16 protein-coding genes are annotated in these 21811 nt (G+C 34.0%); 10 read left to right on the top strand and 6 right to left on the bottom strand.

Annotated elements, in window-relative coordinates; genetic code table 11:
* Positions 1-5: 5 nt before the first annotated feature.
* From EYY60_RS21710 to EYY60_RS21695, 4 genes are all read left to right on the top strand, one after another.
* Complete coding sequence (locus tag EYY60_RS21710) at positions 6-680, top strand: response regulator transcription factor (protein WP_132991366.1); 675 nt, start codon at positions 6-8, stop codon at positions 678-680.
* Position 681: 1 nt separating this feature from the next.
* Complete coding sequence (locus EYY60_RS21705) at positions 682-2085, top strand: sensor histidine kinase (RefSeq protein ID WP_132991365.1); 1404 nt, start codon at positions 682-684, stop codon at positions 2083-2085.
* A 77-nt stretch (positions 2086-2162) separates the two neighbouring features.
* Positions 2163-2885, top strand: coding sequence for an adenine nucleotide alpha hydrolase family protein (locus EYY60_RS21700; RefSeq protein WP_132991364.1), 723 nt, complete (start codon positions 2163-2165; stop codon positions 2883-2885).
* Between the two features lie 139 nt (positions 2886-3024).
* Entirely contained in the window at positions 3025-3972 is a 948-nt protein-coding gene (locus EYY60_RS21695; RefSeq protein WP_132991363.1) for a bestrophin family protein, read from the top strand.
* Between the two features lie 206 nt (positions 3973-4178).
* Here the strand turns inward: EYY60_RS21695 and EYY60_RS21690 are convergent, their stop codons facing one another.
* Entirely contained in the window at positions 4179-5600 is a 1422-nt protein-coding gene (locus tag EYY60_RS21690) for an aminotransferase-like domain-containing protein (protein WP_132991362.1), read from the bottom strand.
* Positions 5601-5786: 186 nt separating this feature from the next.
* Here EYY60_RS21690 and EYY60_RS21685 point away from each other — a divergent pair, with 186 nt between their 5' ends.
* From EYY60_RS21685 to EYY60_RS21660, 6 genes are all read left to right on the top strand, one after another.
* Positions 5787-6704: an EamA family transporter gene (locus EYY60_RS21685; RefSeq protein ID WP_132991361.1), complete on the top strand. Its 918-nt coding sequence runs from the start codon at positions 5787-5789 to the stop codon at positions 6702-6704.
* A gap of 320 nt (positions 6705-7024) precedes the next feature.
* Positions 7025-9286 carry an acyl-CoA dehydrogenase family protein gene (locus EYY60_RS21680; protein ID WP_132991360.1) on the top strand — a complete coding sequence of 754 codons (2262 nt, stop codon included), beginning with the start codon at positions 7025-7027 and terminating at the stop codon, positions 9284-9286.
* A 169-nt stretch (positions 9287-9455) separates the two neighbouring features.
* On the top strand, positions 9456-11096 hold the full coding sequence (locus tag EYY60_RS21675) for a DUF6377 domain-containing protein (RefSeq protein WP_132991359.1): 1641 nt from the start codon (positions 9456-9458) through the stop codon (positions 11094-11096).
* 208 nt (positions 11097-11304) lie between these two features.
* Positions 11305-13521, top strand: a complete 2217-nt coding sequence (locus tag EYY60_RS21670) for a glycoside hydrolase family 3 C-terminal domain-containing protein (RefSeq protein WP_132991358.1) — start codon at positions 11305-11307, stop codon at positions 13519-13521.
* 140 nt (positions 13522-13661) lie between these two features.
* Positions 13662-14306 carry a DUF1349 domain-containing protein gene (locus EYY60_RS21665; RefSeq protein ID WP_132991357.1) on the top strand — a complete coding sequence of 215 codons (645 nt, stop codon included), beginning with the start codon at positions 13662-13664 and terminating at the stop codon, positions 14304-14306.
* A 71-nt stretch (positions 14307-14377) separates the two neighbouring features.
* Positions 14378-15520, top strand: a complete 1143-nt coding sequence (locus EYY60_RS21660) for an acyltransferase family protein (RefSeq protein WP_132991356.1) — start codon at positions 14378-14380, stop codon at positions 15518-15520.
* A 202-nt stretch (positions 15521-15722) separates the two neighbouring features.
* On the opposite strand, the gene EYY60_RS21655 is transcribed toward EYY60_RS21660, so the two are convergent.
* The 5 genes from EYY60_RS21655 to EYY60_RS21635 all read right to left on the bottom strand — a co-directional run bounded on the left by EYY60_RS21655 (position 15723) and on the right by EYY60_RS21635 (position 21764).
* The gene (locus EYY60_RS21655) at positions 15723-16829 is read right to left on the bottom strand and encodes an NADH:flavin oxidoreductase (RefSeq protein WP_132991355.1); all 1107 of its coding nucleotides are present in this window, start codon (positions 16827-16829) and stop codon (positions 15723-15725) included.
* 7 nt (positions 16830-16836) lie between these two features.
* On the bottom strand, positions 16837-17139 hold the full coding sequence (locus tag EYY60_RS21650) for an ArsR/SmtB family transcription factor (RefSeq protein WP_073414322.1): 303 nt from the start codon (positions 17137-17139) through the stop codon (positions 16837-16839).
* A gap of 298 nt (positions 17140-17437) precedes the next feature.
* A complete protein-coding gene (locus EYY60_RS21645) occupies positions 17438-19036 on the bottom strand; it encodes a hypothetical protein (protein ID WP_132991354.1) in 1599 nt (532 codons plus the stop codon).
* A 38-nt stretch (positions 19037-19074) separates the two neighbouring features.
* Positions 19075-21303, bottom strand: a complete 2229-nt coding sequence (locus tag EYY60_RS21640; protein WP_132991353.1) for a BspA family leucine-rich repeat surface protein — start codon at positions 21301-21303, stop codon at positions 19075-19077.
* Positions 21303-21764: a hypothetical protein gene (locus EYY60_RS21635; RefSeq protein WP_132991352.1), complete on the bottom strand. Its 462-nt coding sequence runs from the start codon at positions 21762-21764 to the stop codon at positions 21303-21305. The genes EYY60_RS21640 and EYY60_RS21635 overlap by 1 nt, the downstream gene beginning before the upstream one ends.
* Positions 21765-21811: the final 47 nt, after the last annotated feature.

Raw genomic sequence — 21811 nt, 5'->3', positions numbered from 1 at the left:
TTTAAATGAAGTTACTAATAGTCGAAGACGAACCAAATCTTTTGTCGATCTTAAGAAAAGGATTTGCTGAAAACAACAACGAAGTAAGTGTGGCTCTCGATGGCAAAACGGCTCTCGAAATGATTCACAATTACCATTTCGATGTTGTCGTTTTAGATGTTATGCTTCCGGATATCAACGGAATTGAAATTTGCCGAAGACTTCGCGCCAGCAAAAACTTCGTTCCAATTTTGCTTTTAACTGCCTTAGGAACTTCTGAAAACATTGTAACAGGATTAAATGCCGGCGCTGATGATTATCTGGTAAAGCCTTTTAAATTTGGAGAACTCGATGCCAGAGTAAATGCTTTACATCGAAGAGCCAGTCAGGATACAGAAAGAATCGATAAAATCATAATTGGTGATTTAGAGATAGACGGAAAAGCCAAATCTGTAAAAAGAGATGGAGAAGCAATTGTTTTGACCGCTAAAGAGTTTAAATTATTGTATTATTTAGCCAGAAATGCTGGCAGAATTGTTTCCCGCGATCAAATTCTAGATAATGTCTGGGATATTAATTTTGATATGAACACAAATGTTGTAGATGTTTATATCAATTATTTGAGAAAGAAAATCGATAAACCTTATAAAATCAAACTAATTCATACCATGAAAGGTTTGGGTTATGTTATACAGCTATAAAATGGATATAAGAAAAAAAATTACGTTCAATTATGTAGCTTTATCGACTTTTAGCACGTTATTGTTATGTATTATTGTTTTTGTTTTATTTAGAGAAAATAACCGTTATCACTTTTTAAAAAGGTTAGAAGATCGTGCTAAAATTGTAGCTTCGATTCATTTTCAAAAAGATCCCGAAAAAATAAAATACTACAGCAATCTAAAAAAAAATGGACTGGAAGAACTTATTGAAGAAGAAGAATATGTTCTTAAAATAAACAGCGCCAATAGTTTTGATTATAATACAAAGCTGAATTTACCCAACGAGTTTTATACGAACATTCTAAATACCGGAAAAGATTATTTTGAAGTTAACAGCAAGTATTATTTAGGTCAGGTTTTTACAGAAAGCAACCAAAAATATATTGTTATTGTTGGCGCAAGAGATCGAAGAGGAAAAACAACGAGTATTTATATTGTAAAAATATTGCTTTTTGGCGGTATTGGATTTGTGCTTTTGGCTTTCTTTTTAGGTCGTTTTTTAGCAAAAAGAGTCATTGATCCAGTTGCAAGAATTACAAAAGAGGTGAACCGAATTAGTGCATCAAATCTTCATAATAGATTGCCAGAAGTCAAAAATTCAGATGAAATTTCAGATCTGACACATACTTTTAATGATATGTTGGATCGATTGGAAACTTCGTTTGAAATTCAGGCCAATTTCATAAATAATGCTTCACACGAATTAAAAACACCAATTACAACGATTATTGCCGAGTCGGAAATTATGCTTTTAAAAGAGCGTCAGGTTTCTGAATATATTGAATCGCTGCAGAATATTTACAGTCAGGCATCAAGATTAGGAAATTTGACCGAAAGTTTGCTGAAGCTGACTCAAACTGGCTACGATGGAAAAAAACAGGTTTTGGATATTGCGAGAATCGATGAACTCTTATTGGATGTAAAATCTGATTTGGATAAAATTTATCCAGACAACCGTGTGAGCATCAAACTCAATTTTGCACCAAAAGATTCTAATTTGCTTTTAATTCCGTGCAACAAACCGCTTTTAGAATTGGCAATCAACAATATTATCACAAACGGTGTGAAATATTCTGATAATAATGAGGTGTTTGTAACGCTTTCTGCTAATAAGGAATCGATTAAAATTGCCATTAATGATATCGGAATTGGAATTCCACCGGAAGATATTCCGCATTTGTATGAGCCTTTCTTTAGAGGAAAAATTGCTACTAAATATATAGGTTACGGTTTGGGACTTCCTTTGGCATCAAAAATCATTCGAATGCATGATGGAGAAATCCAAGTACAGTCTGAGCAAAATAAAGGAACAATAGTTACCATTATTTTCAACAAATCAAAACTCAAGAAAAACAACATTAAAAATTCTAATGTTGAATCTTAGAAAATTCTAATTTAAGATTAATACCCTTCTAATTTACAGGGAGTTATTTTGTATGTATAAACTAAACGATTATACTTATGAAAAATATCCTTATACCCACTACTTTAAAAAATGATACCATTTGCGCAGTAAAATCTGCCGTAAATCAAAGCAAAGATTCGGCTTGTGAAATCATTTTATTGATGGTTGCCGAAACTCCGGATTCTTTTTCTTCTTCATTTTATTTGCGCGAAATGAAAACAGGGCTTACCATCAGTCAGGAAGAAGTTCTGGAAACTTGCAGATATATAGTAGAGCATACTCCAAACTGCAAAATAAAAGTCCACAATCAATACGGACTTTCATCGCCAATTTTCAAACGTGTTATTGAGCATTTCTCGGTAAAATTGGTCATTTTGACGAATTCATATAAACAAGAAACAAAACGTATTCATCAATATTTGATTCAATTAGCCGGAAATCAAAAATGCCCAATTCTGCATTTAGGAAATGAGAATTTAAAAGAAGATTTCACAAAAGCACTTTACATTGAAAATGGCAGCGCCAATATGCATGTTAAAGATGTACAGCAATTTTTGAATGAGAATTTCTCATACGAAATTGTAAGCCAGACTTCTAAAATTGATGATGATTACGAAAATCTTGCTCCTTATTTGTCTGAAGCAATTTCGAAATATGAAATCGATTTGTTAGTTGAAACTCGAAAAGGCGAGAAAATCAAATTCAAAAAGAAGAAAAAAGAAAACATCAATGAAAAACTTGGACTTCCGGTTCTTTCATTGTACGAAGAAATGGCGTAAAAAGTGATTAGTTCTTAGTAATTAGTGAATAGCGATAAAACATGACTTTTAAGATTGTTTATTCAACCTAAAATACTAATCACTAAGGACTAATTACCAATCACTAAAAAGAAGAAAACATTAATTTAAAACCGAAAATATGTTGTTAAAGAAAAGAATACCAATGAAGTACGTTCTCGGGAAAATTAAAGTAGAAATTGTACTTGTGTTAGCGTACACGATTTTATTTGAGATTTTTCATTATTATTTCATCAATTTGCCTGTAGATATTCCTATTGCAATTCCAACAATGATTGGAACCATTATATCGCTTTTATTAGCTTTTAAGTCAAATCAGGCATACGACAGATGGTGGGAAGCCCGAATTGTATGGGGTGCAATTGTAAACGATTCCAGAAGTTTGATTCGTCAGGTTTTAACCTTTTACAAAGACCCTGATTTTTCAGTTGAGGCAAGCGAATTCAAAGAAAACTTTGCAAAAAGACAAATTGCATGGTGTTATAGTTTAGGGCAGGCGCTACGAAATAAAGATGCTATAAAACCGCTTGAAGGTTTGATGAGTGAAGAGGAAATAAAATATATCAAAAATCACCAGAATGTCCCAAATGCGATTTTAATGTTGCATGGAAGAGATTTGCGAAATGCCAAAAACGACAAACGATTCAACAAATATCAGCAAGTTGAAATCGACAATACTTTATCGCGATTATGTGATCATATGGGAAAATGCGAGCGAATTAAAAACACCATTTTTCCAACGACATACAGTATGTACATCAGATTGACATTGTGCTTGTTTATTTTGCTGTTGCCTTTTGGCTTGACAAGTGTATTGAGCTGGTTTGCAATTCCATTGATTACAGCAATTGGAGCAGCTTTCTTTTTAATCGAAAGAATGGCGATTCATTTGCAGGATCCGTTTGAAAACAGACCTACAGATACTCCAGTAACAGCAATTGCAAATACAATTGAAAAAAATATCAAGCAAATGCTGAACGAATATCAAAGTGAATTTGATATTTTGAAAGAATTTGAGTTGAACGAAGAACCTAAAAAAGCTGAAAAAGGTGCTTATTATGTTTTATAAAAAATAATTGACTTGGTTTCTCAATTTGTTCCAGGCAGCGTTTTAATTAGTGGCGCTGTCTGGTTTTTTATTAAAAAAAACGTACAGTTTTGTCATTCCGAGGAACGAGGAATCTGCGCGAGTAGCTCGACAATGTAAATCGCCAATCTTTGTAGAGTTTCTTGCGGAGATTCCTCGTTCCTCGGAATGACAAACCTTACGCATATTTACAATTGCTTCGCCAATCTTCCCAAAGTTTGAATAGCGGTTCGCAATTCACTTGTCCAAGGAAGACCAAAACTTAGACGCATACAGTTTGAAAACTGATCCTGAAAAGAGAAAATTCTCCCCGGCGCAATGCTGATATTGTGTTTCATTGCCAAATGATAAAACGCAGCAGTATCAATTTTTTTGTCCAATTCTACCCAAAGAAAAAATCCGCCTTGAGGCTGGCTTACTTTTGTTCCTGCCGGAAATGATTCTAAAACGGTATTGATGTAATTATTGCAGTTTCTATTCAAGATTTGACGGATTTTTCTAAGATGATTTTCGTAACGGCCGTTTTTCAAGAAATCACCAACAACTTCGTGTGTAATTGTAGGAGAGGAGATCGTGTGATACAATTTTGTTCGCAGAATTTCTTTTTTGAATTTCCCTGGAGAAACCCAGCCAACACGATATCCGGGCGCCAAAGTTTTAGAAACCGAACTGCAACAAAGTACAATACCGCTTTCATCATAAGTTTTGCAATTTGATGGTCGGCTTGCACCAAAGTACAAATCACCGTGAATATCGTCTTCAATCAGCGGAACGTTATAAAGATCCATTAAGCGTACAATTTCCTTTTTATGTTCAATCGGCATCATACTTCCAGAAGGATTGCTGAAATTGCTCATCAAAACACAAGCTTTTACTTTGTTGGTTTTTAGTGTTTTTTTTACGGCTTCAAGCTCTATTCCGGTTGTCATATTGGTTGGAAGTTCCATCACATACAAACCTAAAGATCTTGCCAGTTGCAGAATACCAAAATAAACCGGACTTTCAGTAATAATGGTATCTCCAGGTTTTGTCAAAGTCAGTAAACAATCCGAAATGGCAGAAATACAGCCGGGTGTTGTAATAATATCATCTTCGGTCAAAGAACCACCCCAAGTAAAAGACCAGCGCGCAATTTCTTTTCTCAAGTTGCTGTTTCCTTGAACTTCCTCATAACTTGTACCGCTGTTTGGCAATTGGCGCATAGCTTGAACCATTCCTTTGTTCAATTTTGCAATTGGCAACAATTCATTTGACGGAAAACCGAGCGAAAGCATTGTAATATCTTTAAGTCGCATATCGCCATAAACCAAATCGACTAAATCTTCACGGTCAATATTTTCAACTTTCAAAACTGGCTTACTTGCAGAAGGCTCCGCAATAACTCTGGCCGAAATATTACTCACATAATAGCCCGATTGCGGACGCGATTCAATCAACGATCTGCTTTCGACTTCATAATAGGCTTTGCTTACGGTGCTCATGCTGTAACCGGTTTCGGCACAGACTTCCCTTATTGATGGTAATTTGTCGCCAACATTCAAAAGACCAGATTTGATTTGTTTTTCAATAACATCTGCAAACTGTAAATACAAGTAATTGGAACTTTTCATATTGTGATATTTATTGTTTTTTATAGGTATTATGTAATTCGCATATTTTCATTGGTGTTTGCGACTATTTTACGGTTATGCTCATTTCATAAAATAAACTGTTACGCTGCAATTTACAAAAACTGTATCTGTATTGCTGTTTTATTTTTAAGAAATTTGTCTCAGAAAAAAGAAGAAATAGAAATCGTGAAAACAACAAAATATTATACAGCAGCGATTACCGCTTATACAGTCTGGGGATTTTTCAGTTTGGTCTTGAGGCCAATTCATGATTATCAATCCTTGGATATTTTATTTTTTAGAGTTTTCAGCTGCAGTATTTTAATGCTGTTGATTGCTTTTCTTTTCAAAAGAAGCAAAATAAAAGAAACCGTGGGGAGTTTCGCTGCGCTTTCTTCTTTAGAAAAGAAGAAAGCAGTTTTGCTTAACATTGGCGGAAGCTTCTTTCTAATGGCAAATTGGTTCACTTTTATTTATGTAATGAATCATGTGAGTGTTAAAGCAACTTCACTGGCTTATTTGGTTTGCCCGATTTTGACGACTTTATTGGCTTATTTTTTACTGAAAGAAAAATTAGCTAAAACACAATGGCTTGCCGTTGGATTAAGTATTTTAGGTTGTTTGCTGCTTTCTTACGCAGATATTATGGATATGTTTTTCAGCATCATCATCGGATTGACGTATGCCTCATATTTGGTAAGCCAAAGAATCAATAAAGGTTTTGATAAATTCATTGTGCTAACATTTCATATTACTTTGGCAGCGCTGGTTTTATTGCCTTTTTATCCAGCATATAGCGGACCAGTGCCAACAGAATTTAAATTTTATTTTTTCATTGAAACCATTGCAATTGCGTTTACTATAATTCCGCTATTTCTGAATTTGTTTGCGCTTTCAGGACTTCCTTCTTCAACTGTGGGAATGTTGTTGAATATTAATCCAATGATTGCTTTTATGTTAGCCGCTTTTGTTTTTAATGAAAAGATCAGCACTTTGCAGATTGCGGCTTACAGCATAATTTTTATAGCGGTGTTAGTTTTTAATTCACATCATATTTTTGCGATAAGACAAAAATATATCCTGTCGTCTAAAGATTCTCAATAGTTGGTTTTGCATTTTTTATTGGTTTAGAAAGTAAAATTACGAGAATCTTAACAGGGTTTTAAAACAGGAATGATTATTTTTCATTCCTGTTTTTTTATGCAGTAAATTTAAGATAAACCATAGATTAATAGGATTAATTGTTTTATGTATAAAGTTAGATAGCCACGAATTACGCGAATTTTCACGAATTAGATTTATTTAGAGCTAATGCTTAATAAAAAAAGAAATTTGTGAAAATTTGTGTAATTCGTGGCTAAAAAAATCCCTTTAATCTGTGTTAATCTGTTGCAGAAAACTATTAAAAACCGAATCCTATTTATATGAAAAATACCAAGCTTCAAGCCTTTCTTCCTTTGTTTTATTTAGTGTGGTCTGATGATCTTCTGACGCAGAAAGAATTTTCGACACTAAAAGAGTTTATAAATTCCTTAAATGTTTTATCAGAAGAAGAAAAAGCGTTTTTGCTCTCAAAAGTTGATGTGTCAAATCCGCCTTCGCGAAATGAACTCACACAATGGAAATTGGATATTGAAAAAAGTATTCAGGATAAATCGTCTATCAAGTCAATTTTTGATATAGCGAAAGCACTTTCTGGTAGTGATTTGGATTTAACACCGATAGAATCAGATTTTACAAAATTGGAGAATGATCTCGGAATTTTAGGCGAAGAAGCGCTTCAGAATTTCAAAACAAAAGCAGATTCGTTTACGGCAAATTCTCAAACGACAAGCAATCTTGATATTAAGAAAATAACAGAATTGTTAGACGGGAAAGAAGCTCCAATCATAAAAAGAGTAAAATCAATTATTTCCCGACCTGAATTTGCATACGAAACTTCTACAGATATAAATGTTTTTCGCCAAACAGTTTACAATTGGTGCAAAATTCTAGCCGAAGAAAATCTTGGAAATATGGCGTATCCGAAGGAATATGGAGGAGGAGGAAACGTAGAAGATTATTTTGCAATAATGGAAACGTTGAGTTATCACGATTTAAGTTTGGTAATTAAATTCGGTGTTCAATTTGGACTTTGGGGAATGAGCGTTCAGTCACTTGGAACCGAAAAACATTATGCAAAATATTTAAATGATATTGGTTCGCTGAAACTTCCAGGCTGTTTTGCCATGACCGAAACCCATCATGGATCAAATGTAAAAGGATTAGAAACTACGGCAACTTATAATTACAGTAATCAGACTTTTACGATTCATACACCCAATAAAGACGCGCAAAAAGAATATATTGGTAATGCGGCAGTTCATGGACAAATGGCAACTGTTTTTGCTAAATTAATTATCGACGATCACGATTATGGCGTAAATGCATTTGTGGTTCCGTTGCGCGACCCAAATGGAAATGTTTTAAACGGAGTTACAATTGGCGATTGTGGCCATAAAATGGGTTTAAATGGTGTTGATAACGGAACAATCAGTTTTAATAATGTCGTGATTCCGAAAGATAATATGTTGGATCGTTTTGCTTCTGTAAATGAAAACGGAGAATTCGAAAGTCCGATTCCGAGTGATAATCGACGATTTTTTACGATGTTGGGAACTTTAGTGGGAGGAAGAATCGGAATTCCACGTTCGGCTTTGGCGGCAGCCAAATCAGGATTGACCATTGCCATTCGCTACAGCGATCAAAGAAGACAATTCGGACCAGAAGGCGGATCTGAAGTCCCAATTTTGAATTACAGAATGCATCAACGAAGATTATTGCCGAGTTTGGCTAAAACATACGCAGTACATTTTGCACTTCAATATCTTACGAATAGATTTTTGAACAGAACTGAGGCGGAAATGCAAGAAATTGAGGCTCTAGCCGCAGGATTAAAATCATACTCGACTTGGAGTACGCGAGATATTTTGCAAGAATGTCGTGAAGCCTGTGGTGGAAAAGGATATTTATCTGAAAACCGAATAGATGCATTAAAAAATGATACCGAAATTTATACCACTTTTGAAGGAGATAATACCGTTTTGATGCAATTGGTTGCTAAAAACCGTTTATCTGAATTCAGAAAATCTTTTGGTGAAATGGGTTCACTCGGTATCATTAATTATGTGTATGAAAATGCCAAAACTGCTTTATCCGAGAAAAACCCAATTGCAACGCGAAGAACTGAAGATGAACATTTGTTGGATTCAGAATTCCATCATCAAGCTTTTGTTCATAGAGAAAAAACAATATTAGCATCGGCGGCGCGACGTATCAAAAAATTAGTTGATGGTGGTTTAGAAGCTTATGATGCTTTTAATGTCGTACAGCATCAAATGATCGATGTGGCTCAGGCGTATTTGGAACGAATTGTTTTAGAGCAATTTCAAGAAGCTTTAAAAACAATTAAAGATGAAAATTCGAAACAAATATTAACCAAATTATATCAATTATTTGCGCTTTCGCAGATCGAAAAAAACAAAGCCTGGTATCTTGAAGACGGTTATATGGAAGCTGTTAAAACAAAAGCGATTCGTAAAATCGTCAATCAATTGTGTTGGGATATTCGCCCAGATGCTGTGGCTTTGGTCAACGCTTTTGATATTCCAGAAAGTTGTTTAGCCGCACCAATTGCAACATTATAATTTTTTTTGCCACAAATTACACGAATTATAATTATTTAAGATAGCGTAGAAATTAGTGAAAATTCGTGTAATTCGTGGCGAGTAAAAAAAAACTTAGCATCTTAGTATATCAGTATCTCAGAAACTAATTTCACTATATTTGCTTTTCTAAAAACTATCGACCACCACCTTGAAAAATCTTTTACTGTTTTGTGCTTTATTGCTCAGCTTTCCAACATTTGCTTTGGATAGCGAAGATATTATATTGGATAAATTAAATGATGCGTTAAATAAGAAACAGCATTATGTAAAGCTTAAAGAAGAACGAATTTTAAACTTCAAAAAAATAAAATCAGAAGGTTTAAGTCCTGAGCAGGAATACAATTACAATAAGACTTTATATTTAGAATATCAGAAATTCAATTCAGATTCGGCTATTCGATATGTAAAAAAGAACATCAAAATTGGCACGCAGCTTCAAAATAAAGACCTTCTGAATTTGGCAAAATTAGAGTTGGTTACACTTTATTCGTCTTCAGGAAAATACCGCGAATCGGAAGCTATTATAAAAAGCATCAACAAGAAAAATCTCTCTGCAAGTTTATTGCCAACTTATTACATTTCATATCGCGAATTTTTTGAACATTATGCGGCAAACAGTTATAATGAAGAATATCATCAGCAAATTGTAAAATACCGAGATTCGCTTTTACAAGTTTTAAAACCTAATACTTTAGACTATCAAATCACTAAACTTACGCAGGATCTTTTTCAAAGGAAATATGAGAATACACAAAAGAAGCTAGAAAACTTGCTCAAAACAATCACTGAAGATAATCCGCAATATGCCATTATTACATATCTTTTAGGGAAAATTAATGAAGCAACCCATAATTTAGAACTTCGTAAAAAATATTATGCGCTTTCGGCTACTTCAGATTTAAAAAACGCCAATAAAGACAATGCTTCTCTACAAGAATTAGCTTCTGTTTTTTATGAAATTGGCGATGTTGATATGGCATATAAACTCACCCAATCGGCAATTGAAGATGCGCTTTATTGCAATGTCCAATTTCGAACGCTTTTAATGTCAGAGGTTTACTCGATTATCAATACGGTTTATTTAGAAAAAGAAGCAAAACGAAAAGCAGAATTACAAGTTTATTTACTGTGCATCAGTTTGTTATCGGTATTTTTAATTGTAGCGATTATTTACGTTTACAAACAAATGAAAAAGGTTTCGAGAATTCGTGCAGAACTCTATGAAACGAGTCAGAAATTGGCGGAATTGAATAAAGACATTACCCAAACCAATGAACAATTGCAGGAAACCAATTCACAATTATCTGAGTCTAATCATGTTAAAGAAGAATATATCGCGCATTTTTTCAGTCTTTGTTCGACGTACATTAACAAATTAGAAAACTATCGTATTATTTTAAATAAAAAAGCGGCGGCCAAACAGTTTGATGAAATTTATAAAATTCTGAAATCTACAACTTTAGTTGATAATGAATTGGAGGAATTGTATAAAAACTTCGATATTATCTTTTTGAATTTATATCCAACTTTCGTGAAGGATTTCAATGCATTGCTAATTTCCGAAGAACAAATAGTTTTGAAACAAGGAGAATTGCTGAATACCGAATTACGAATTTTTGCACTGATTCGATTAGGAATTACAGATAGTGTTAAGATTGCTGCATTTCTTCGTTATTCTTTAAGCACAATTTACAATTACCGAACCAGAGCTCGAAATAAGGCTGCAGTTTCGAGAAATGATTTCGAAGAAATGGTCATGAAAATTGGTTCATTGGCCTTGAAATCATAAAGAAATATTTTAAAATCACTACTTTTTTTACTGTATTTTTTTTATTATTCAATTGAAAATCAATTATTTGATTTTTTAATTCACTACTTTTTTGCGTTTAAAAATGTAACTTGTACGATAACGTTTTAGTTTTACAATATTAATAAAAGGTACAACTGACCACTAGACCTTTTATATAAGTTGAATGCTTAAATAAATAATAATAGTTATGTTTAAAAACGTTAAAACAATCGTTGTTTTAGTTTTATTGAGTTCATTCGGATTGAATGCACAAAATAAAGTTCCGGTTTATCTTGATGATAAAAAGCCAATTGATGAGCGTGTAGAAGATGCGCTTAAAAGAATGACAACTGACGAAAAAATTGCCATGATTCATGCGCAGTCAAAATTTAGTTCGCCAGGTGTAAAACGTCTTGGAATTCCAGAAAACTGGATGACCGATGGACCACACGGAATTCGCACGGAAGTAAAATGGGACGAATGGGATCAAGCCGGATGGACAAACGATTCATGTATTGCTTTTCCTGCACTTACAGCACTTTCTGCAACTTGGAACAAAGAATTGGCTTCTTTATACGGTAAATCTATTGGAGAAGAAGCACGTTACCGTAATAAAAATGTACTATTGGGGCCTGGAGTAAATATTTACAGAAGCCCATTAAATGGAAGAAACTTTGAATATATGGGAGAAGATCCGTTTTTGACTTCAAAAATGGTTGTTCCTTATATCAAAGGAGTTCAGTCTAATGGCGTTGCGGCTTGTGTGAAGCACTTCGCATTAAACAATCAAGAAACAAATCGTAATACTGTAAATGTTGTTGTTGACGACAGAGCGTTGTATGAAATCTATCTTCCGGCTTTTAAAGCAGCTGTACAAGATGGAGACGCATGGGCGATTATGGGATCTTACAATAAATACAAAGGACAGCAATGTTGCCATAATGAGTTCTTGCTTAACGATATTCTTCGTAAAGAATGGGGATTCAAAGGCGTTGTAGTTTCAGACTGGGGCGGTGTTCATGATACAAAACAAGCTATTTACAATGGTTTAGATATGGAATTCGGTTCTTGGACAAACGGACTTTCTTGGGGTACAAGCAATGCTTATGATAATTATTATTTAGCAAAACCTTATTCAGAAATGATTAAAAAAGGGGAAGTTGGAACTAAAGAATTAGACGAAAAAGTACGTCGTATTTTGCGTTTGGCTTTCTTGACGACAATGGATAAAAATCGTCCTTTCGGTTCTTTTGGAACACAAGAACACGCTGATGCAGGTCGTAAAATTGCTGAAGAAGGAATTGTTTTGTTGCAAAACAACAACAACATTTTGCCAATCAATCTTTCTAAAACTAAGAAGATTGCGGTTATTGGAGAAAATGCTATCAAAATGATGACAGTAGGAGGAGGAAGTTCTTCTCTTAAAGCGAGATACGAAATTACTCCACTTGAAGGATTGAAGAAAAAAATCGGAAATCAGGCAGAAATCGTTTATGCTCGTGGTTATGTTGGAGATCCAACAAGCAACTACAACGGAGTTGTGGCTAAAGTAAGTTTAGAAGAAAAACGTTCTCCGGCAGAATTGACTGCTGAAGCTGTAAAAGTAGCTAAAGATGCTGATATCGTTCTTTTTATTGGAGGATTGAACAAAAGTCCAAATCAAGATGATGAAGGTCACGATCGTAAAGGATTGGAACTTTCTTATGGACAGAATGAATTAATCAGCCAATTAGCGAAAGTAAATAAAAACATTGTTTTCGTTAATATTTCTGGAAATGCTGTTTCAATGCCTTGGATTAAAGAAGTTCCAGGAGTTGTACAAGGATGGTTTTTAGGAACTGAGGCTGGAACTGCTTTGGCAAATGTTTTGGTTGGAGATGTGAATCCATCAGGAAAATTGACTTTCACTTTCCCAGTAAAATTATCTGACAATGGAGCACACGCTTTAGGTCAGTTTCCAGGTGGAGATGAAGTTGTTTACAACGAAGGAATTTATGTTGGATACCGTTGGGCAGACAAACAAAAAATCAAACCATTATTCCCTTTTGGTCACGGATTAAGCTATACGACTTTTGCTTACGGAAAAGTTACTTCAGATAAAAAACAAATGACTTCTGGTGATAAAATAACATTTTCAGTTACTGTAAAAAATACGGGAAGTCGCGAAGGATCAGAGACTGTACAGCTTTATATCAGCGATTTAAAATCTTCTTTGCCACGTCCAATTAAGGAATTAAAAGGATTTGAAAAAGTTTCTCTTAAAGCAGGAGAAGAAAAAACGGTAACTTTTACAGTTGACAAAACAGCGTTAAGTTTCTTTGATGATAAAAAACACGACTGGGTTGCTGAACCAGGAGCTTTTGAAGCTTTAATTGGTGCATCATCTGCAGATATAAAATCTAAAGTGGGCTTCTCACTTCAATAAGTTTTATTATTTCTAAATTGGTTGGTTTGTAAAGCTGTAAATGTAAAAGTTTACAGCTTTGCTTTTGTCCTGAAAAGTTAGATGTAAAAATGTTAAATGTTAGAAGTTTGGCTTCTCGAAAAATTAAGAATCGAAAAAAAATGAAAAAAATACTATTATTTGCGATTGGATTTGTTTTGTTTCAAAACCTTTCGGCACAAACTCTTAGTAAGATGCAATGGTTTAATGAGCCTGAAAAATGGGAAATTAAAAACAACGCATTGATTATGAATGTTACTCCAAACAGTGATTATTGGCGAATTTCGCATTACGGTTTTACGGTTGACGACGCGCCTTTTTACTATGCAACTTATGGTGGCGAGTTTGAAGCCAAAGTAAAAATTACCGGAAATTATATTGCCCGTTTTGACCAAATGGGATTAATGATTCGAGTTGATGAAAAAAACTACATTAAAACCGGAGTAGAATTTGTTGACGGAAAATTCAACATCAGTACTGTAGTAACGCATGAAAAAAGTGATTGGAGCGTAACTACACTTGAAAAAGCGCCGCCGTTTATCTGGATTAAAGCTGTACGTCGATTAGATGCTGTTGAAGTCTTTTATTCTTTTGATGATAAAAACTACATTATGACCAGAAATGCGCCGTTACAAGATAATACGCCTGTAATGGTTGGTTTAATGGCAGCTTCGCCAGACGGAAATGGTTTCGAAGCTAAATTTGAAAATTTCACGGTAAAACATCTTCCAGATCAAAGAAGATTAGAATGGCTGAAAAATCACTAATAATAATTGTGAATTGTAAATTATCAATTATTAATTAAATTCACCATTAACAATTTATAATTAACCATTATATGAATGATATTAAACCAAAAAAACATTACGAAATTTTAGATGGCTTGCGCGGTGTTGCTGCGATTTTAGTTGTTGCATTTCACATTTTTGAAACTTTTAGCGGCGGAAACCGTTTTAAGCAAATTATCAATCATGGCTATTTGGCTGTAGATTTCTTTTTCCTATTATCTGGATTTGTTGTAGCCTATGCTTATGACGATCGCTGGGCAAAAATGACACAATGGGAGTTCTACAAACGCCGATTAATCCGTTTACAGCCCATGGTAATCATGGGGATGATAATTGGTGCTATATTTTATTATTTTCAAGCTTCAGATATATTATTTCCAATGATTGCAAATATGGAAGTTTGGAAAGTGATTGTAACAATGGTTATTGGTTTTACATTATTGCCAATTCCGCCTTCATTAGAAATTAGAGGTTGGGGTGAAATGCATCCTTTAGACGGTCCGGCATGGTCGCTTTTCTTTGAATATATTGCAAATATCTTGTACGCCCTAATATTTCGCAAATTTTCGAAAAAAGTACTGTCAGTTTTTGTACTGCTATTTGCCGGACTGCTAATTAATTACCTTGTTTTCGGACCCAAAGGCGATGTGATAGGAGGCTGGTCTTTAAACTTAGAACAAATGAACATTGGATTTACTCGTTTGTTGTATCCATTTTTTGCTGGAATGCTATTGTGTCGTTTAGGAAAATTAATTCATTTAAAAGGAGCTTTCTGGATTTGTAGTATTCTAATCACTGTTGTTTTGGCTTTGCCAAGATTTGGAGACGAAAACTCATTATGGATGAACGGTTTGTATGAGTCTTTCTGTATCATTTTAGTTTTCCCGTTGATTGTTGCAATTGGAGCCGGTGGACAGATCAAAAGTGCTTTTTCTGCTAAAATATGCAAGCTTTTAGGCGATATTTCATATCCAATTTACATTACGCATTATCCATTGATTTATTGGTACACGGCATGGGTAGTAGATAATAAAGTTTCCCTTGAAGATGGATTCCTTCCTGGAATTGCGCTTCTTGTAGCAAGTATTGTTTTGGCTTTTGTATGTTTAAAATTATATGACGAACCAGTTAGAAATTGGCTTCAGAAGAAAGTAGGTTCAAAGGGGCAAAGCGACAAAGTTGCAAAGGCTTAAGGTTAAAACTTTGTTCTTTTGCACCTTTGTTACTATGTACCTTTAAATAAAAATATTGAATTTCTAATTTTGTTAGTTATAGATATTCACAAAAGGGATAAACAATTAAGTTTATCCCTTTTGTATTTAAAGACATTCTAAGAATTTGATATAAGAATGAAAGCTTAGAATCTTAGAAACTTAGTAGCTTAGTGTCTCAAAGTTATTCTAAAACCAAAGCCCCCAAAGCTTCTTTACTGAAGCCTTTTAATTCCTCGGTTTTTCCAGCTTTAATTTTCGCAACCCAATTTGGATCAGATAGGAGTGGTCTTCCAACAGCAACTAAATCAAAATCACCTCTGTCGAAACGTCTGTTTAATTCTTCTAAAGAAGTTGGTTCAGAACTCTCTCCGGCAAAAGCGCCAAAGAAATCACTAGAAAGCCCAACAGAACCTACAGTAATAGTTGGAGCTCCAGTCACTTTTTTAGCCCATCCAGCAAAATTCAAATCAGAACCTTCAAATTCAGGTTCCCAGAATCTGCGTTGTGAAGCGTGTATAATATCAACTCCAGCGTCAACAAGAGGCGCAAGCCAAGCCTCTAATTCTTGTGGATTTTTAGCCAATTTATAATTGTAATCAGAAGGTTTGAATTGAGAAAAACGCATGATTACTGCGAAATCATTTCCAACTTGTTTTCTGACTTCTTTTACGACTTCAACAGCAAAACGATTACGTTCTGGCAACGTTTTCCCACCATAAATATCTTCACGTAAGTTTGTTTCCGCTCTAAAGAATTGATCAATTAAATAACCGTGCGCGCTGTGAATTTCGATTGTATCAAAACCAAGTCTTTTTGCATCAGCAGCAGCTTTGCCAAAAGCCAAAATTGTATTTTCAATATCTTTTTCAGACATCGTAATTCCATTTCTAAAATCAGGACGGTTTAATCCAGATGGACCTTCAAAAGGAACAGGAGGAACCCAGCCAGAATGATGATTATCCATAATTCCCATATGCCAGATCTGCGGGCCCATTTTTCCGCCAGCAGCATGAACTTCGTCAATAACTTTTTTCCAGCCATTTAAAGAAGATTCTCCATAAAAATGAGGAACATTTGCATCGTTTGATGATGAAGGTCTGTCAATAACAGTTCCTTCTGATAATATTAAACCAACTTCGCCTTCAGCTCTTTTTTGGTAGTAAGCTGCTACATCATCAGTTGGAACTCCGTTTGGAGAAAAAGAGCGCGTCATTGGCGCCATTACGATTCGGTTTTTCAGGTTTAACGATTTTAAGTTAAATTCTGAAAACAGGTTGTTTGTACTCATAGTAATTTTACAAATTAGATTGAATTAATTTACTAAGTGCTTCAAAGGCACCTTCGTTGCGTTTATAATAAGTCCATTGTCCAACGCGTTTGGCTTCAATAAAACCAGCACGCTGCAAAATAGACAAGTATTCTGATACTGTAGATTGTGTCAAACCGGCTTTAGCCTGAATTTGTCCCACGCAAACACCGTGTTCAAATCCGCCATGTTCCAGCTGACCTGGAAAGTTGATTTCGGGTTCTTTCAACCATTCCAGCATTTGCAATCTGGATTTGTTTGAAAGCGCTTTAAAAAGTTCTATATTTTCCATGATGCAAATATATCGACTTTTCCCGATATATCAATTATGATGGAATTATTTAGGAAAATTTTGTGATTGGAAAAGAAAAACCTTGTAGACATAAAAAAATAGTTCAAAATCTCAATTAATTTACTATTTCAAGAATTTATGAACCTTTCCAAACTTTTACTATAATTTACAATTATTTGAAGACTTGTTTATTAACGAGAACTATTTGAATAATAAATGCTATTGTAAAAATACATATCCTTTCATGTTGTAAACAGCTTTTTTTATGAGGAAACAAAAGTTTTAAAATTTAATGCCTTTAAGTTGCTAATGCTATAAATTTAATATTTTTAACATCTAAATTTTTTACGCGGATTTTTACACCAAGTGCATTGACAGAGGTTTGAGTTAATCCCGATTTTACAACGCTGTTTATTAAAAACGAAAATATTCCCGCTACACGTCTAAATTCAATGACAACTGTATTACCGAGATCTATGTCATTAAATGGAGCTGATATAGCATATTCGGTTGTACCATTTTCTCTATATACATAATGACTTCCACCAGATATTGCATATTCAACTCTTCGCGTATACTTTAAGATATCAGCATTAGTTACTTTGTCATACAGTGAAACTGAAAAACTTGAAGCATCATAACCATTGTCAGCATTTCCAAGTGGTGTTTTTGTAATAACAAATCTAAGACTAAAATTAACACCTAGAGCTATATGGCCCCATTTAGCTGTACCAATAGTTCCCAGTGCAACTGTTTTTAAGTAATCTCCGGAAGAAACATCAATTAATCCTGTAATTTCTGACCATTCAGATGATATTGGAGTGTAAACAGTCCCCAAAACAATCAATAAAGCATTATTAAATGTTGCTGAAATCCCATTGTTTAAAGTAACCGAAAAACTTCCTTCTGCAGATCCAGTTGTAACATTTACTTTAATTAAATTATCATTAACAAAAGTTACATAGTTTACTGTTTGACCGACAATTGATACTGTCATTGTTGGTGTAAAAAACGCTCCTTTAATTGTTATGTTACCCGTATTTGAGGGTAAAGGACTATCAGCAATTAAAGATTCTAAAAAAGGCGCTGGAAAAGATGTAATACTATACATTTTTAAATTACCATTAGCATCTGTTCCTAACACTCTGTTAGTTGGTGATTGTCCATCGTTACGTGTAGAAAGATAATTACTCAATTTGATGTCCTTATTTAAGAAATCAGTAACTTCTACAACATTTGAAGCTGTGATAGCTGGTTGTCCAACACCGAAAGAACGACCTCTTAAGTTTAATTCAAATGTTCGGCCTGTATCGCTGGTTGTGTACTTCACAATTTCATTAGGACCAACTATAAGCACAGGATTTAAGGCATTAATATAATTTACAAATCCTGTAATGTTTTGGGTTGCTAAAGCAGTTGATACTATCGTTTTTACGGTAGTAACAACATTTGATATTCCAGAGAGTTTGGTAATTTCTTCAGCATTAATTAATCTTTCGCCAGGAGCTTTGTCAACTTTAGTATTTTGCAATGTTTTGCCCATTTCTGCAGTCAAAGCCTTTGTTGTTCCACCGGAACTTAGGTTATTAACCAAAATTGTGTCTAACGAAGCTTTTACATCTTCAATTGCATCGACTAATTTTTGGATTGTATTTAAGTTGACATTATCTGAAACTAATAAAGCATTAATGTCGTTGATAAAGTCTTTTAAGATCTTACCTTGTCTTGCATCTAATGCTTTGCCCGCATCAGTATAATCAAGGGCATTGTAACTGTCAACTTTTATAGCGTTAATGTTGGTAAATTCTAATTCGCCAAGTGAATTAGTACTTAAAATTTTGTCTGGCTCATTTGTTTCCAAATCAGCCACTTTTATTCTGTTGTGGTTTGTGCTCATTTTTTATATTTTGAGTAAATATTTGAATAGATTCATAATTAAATTCCGCCATCTGTTATAGTCCAGTTGTTGGGAGATCCAGTTAAAATTGCCTTTCCTGCACTTCCAGCTGCGGTATATTTTATAGTACTAAAACTAATAGATACATTTGCTTTTACAGGTCTTGATGCCCAACCATTTGTTGTATTGTAAATTGCATCTAAATTTGCTGTTGAGTAATTAGCAGCGTTTTTGCCAGCCATAAAATTAAAAGCCGATGTCACATTCGAAATATTCCAGTTGTTTATTGGTCTAGTAAATGCTGATGCGGATTGGAAAGTTTGGCCCATATTTGTAACTTTTGAAGTGTCCCAATTATTTATACCATTACTTCCCCCATTGTTAAACGATCCGGCTTGATAAAACATCTGTGAAATTGTTGTTACATTAGATAAATTAAAGTTTGAAATATCTTGATTGAAAAATGAGGCAGTTGCAAACATTGCAGCCATACTAGTAACTTTTTGTGTATTCCAATTATTCAATGGTTTGTTAAAAATACTTGCTCCTGAGAATGCTGATGTCATATTTGTTACCTCAGAGACATTCCAATTATTTAAGGGTTGATTGAATTTAGAAGCTGATGCAAAAATTCTATCCATGATTACATTTGCTCCAACTGAGGTATTAAGAATCCAATTGTTAATATCAGTACTTTCTCCGTTATTAAACTTGGTTGCTTCTGAAAACATGTTAGTAAAGTTTGTTACTTTGCTCATATTAGCTGCACCTAAATTTTGATTAAATGCTGAAGCTTGGATAAACATACTGCTTAGAGTTGTAGCATTACTAAAATCTAAAAACATATTTCCAGCAACTCCTGGTGGCAGGCCGTTATTAAAAGCTAATGCTGTTTGGAACATGCCAGTCATATTGGTTACATTTCCCATTGTAGATCCAACTCTTTCCCAATTACTTATAGCTTGATTAAAAACCTTTGCCGTTGTAAACATACCATTTGTATTATTAACTGTTGTCATGTTCCAAGATGTTATATCTTGATTAAATGCCGACGCAGCCTGAAACATTCTTGCAGTAGAAGCACAATTAGATAAATCCCATGTCATTGGACCAACAGCTGCTGATGTCATTCCATTATTGAATCTAGTACAACCAGAAAATAAATCTGTCATATTTGCAACTTTATTGGTATTCCATCCTCCAACAATTTGATTGAAATTTTGACAGTTTTGAAACATCTGATTCAAATTGACAATAATAGATGTGCTTAAATTCCAAGTCATAATTCCTGAAACTCCCGCTCCTAATCCATTATTCCAAAGAGATGCATTACGTAAAAATGCGCTGAAACTAGAAACCCCACTGACATTCCAACTATTCATGCTTTTATTATAAACAGAACATCCTTGAAATGTAGCTGCCATTGTAGTAACATTAGCAAGTGTCGAGTCCACTCTTTCCCAATTTGACAAATCTTGATTAAATGAACTACAACCATTAAACATTCCATCAATTGCAGTAACTCCCGTCATATTCCAATTGCCTAACGATTGGTTAAATGAAGTTTGATTATTGAACATATTTGTCATCAATACACCACCAGAAGTATTAATATTCCAATTATTTATGCTGGAACTTCCTCCATTGTTAAATGCTCCAGATGGAGCGGCATTAAACATGTTCGTAAAATCCAAAACATTCGAAACATTCCAATTCCCTAAATCCTGATTAAATGAATTTGACTGAAGAAACATATAGTTCATATTTGTAACTCCAGAAGTATCCCATTCATTTGCTCTATTTATAAATGTAAGTGCATTACAGGCATAAAAACATTGAGATAAATTTTGTGTTTCAGATAAATTTAAAAGGTCTGTTACACCAGTAAGATTAAGATTGGAACATCCCCAGAAATAACCTTTTTGTGTGGTACCTAAAGAAAGATTTCCCCAACTTTGTATCGATAAAATTTTTAATTTGTCTCCAGCGTTATTAAATACCCATCCTTTGCATCTTCCTTTTATTTTTATTGTGTAAACTCCAGCAACTGAATAATTATGTGTTGTTTGTGTTTGATTCCATGTCGTTATTATACTAGACGTTCCATCGCCCCAATCCACAATGAAGTTATAGCTTCCTGCTGAAATTAAAGGTAGTTTTATCTGTGTGGCAGTAGTTGATCCGGATGAAGTATTACTTGTTCTCCAAGTAGATACAAAAGAATTTTTAGTTCTTCCGAAAACGGTATTTTGTAATAAGCTTCCCATTATACACCTAATAATAAAATGCTATTTGTAGAACCTCTTTTCGTAAAAGTGAAAATTTGTTTTTCAGATGTTGCTGAAGGAACTCCAAACAACCAAGTATGGGGAGCTGTAATTACCCAATTCACAGTAATTCCCGCTAAAGTAACACCATTAAAAATAAAATTGTCAATTAGTGTAGCTGGAACTGTAATAGTACAGTTTGCTGTAAAGAGAACTGTTTTTCCATGCCAGTTAGAAGAGATTGTTTGACTAGCATTAACTTCTAATTGATTTGAAATATCTTGTTTGTTAGACAAATCAATGTTTCCATTACCAAGAATTGATTCGCCATTTATTGTTTTAAAAGTTTTCTCTGGAATATCATCAAAAGTTAATTCACCATTTTCATTGGTAATTAAAATTTTGTTTTGCTGATTCGTTTCTAAATCAGCTACTTTTATTCTGTTATGATTTGCGCTCATTTTGCAGTATTTTATAAGTAGTTTTTTGAAGAGATTAATAATCATTT

This window comes from Flavobacterium zhairuonense (assembly GCF_004352915.1).
Taxonomy (GTDB): domain Bacteria; phylum Bacteroidota; class Bacteroidia; order Flavobacteriales; family Flavobacteriaceae; genus Flavobacterium; species Flavobacterium zhairuonense.
Note: the sequence above shows the minus strand (reverse complement) of the source record. Positions and strands in the feature narration are given on the sequence as shown.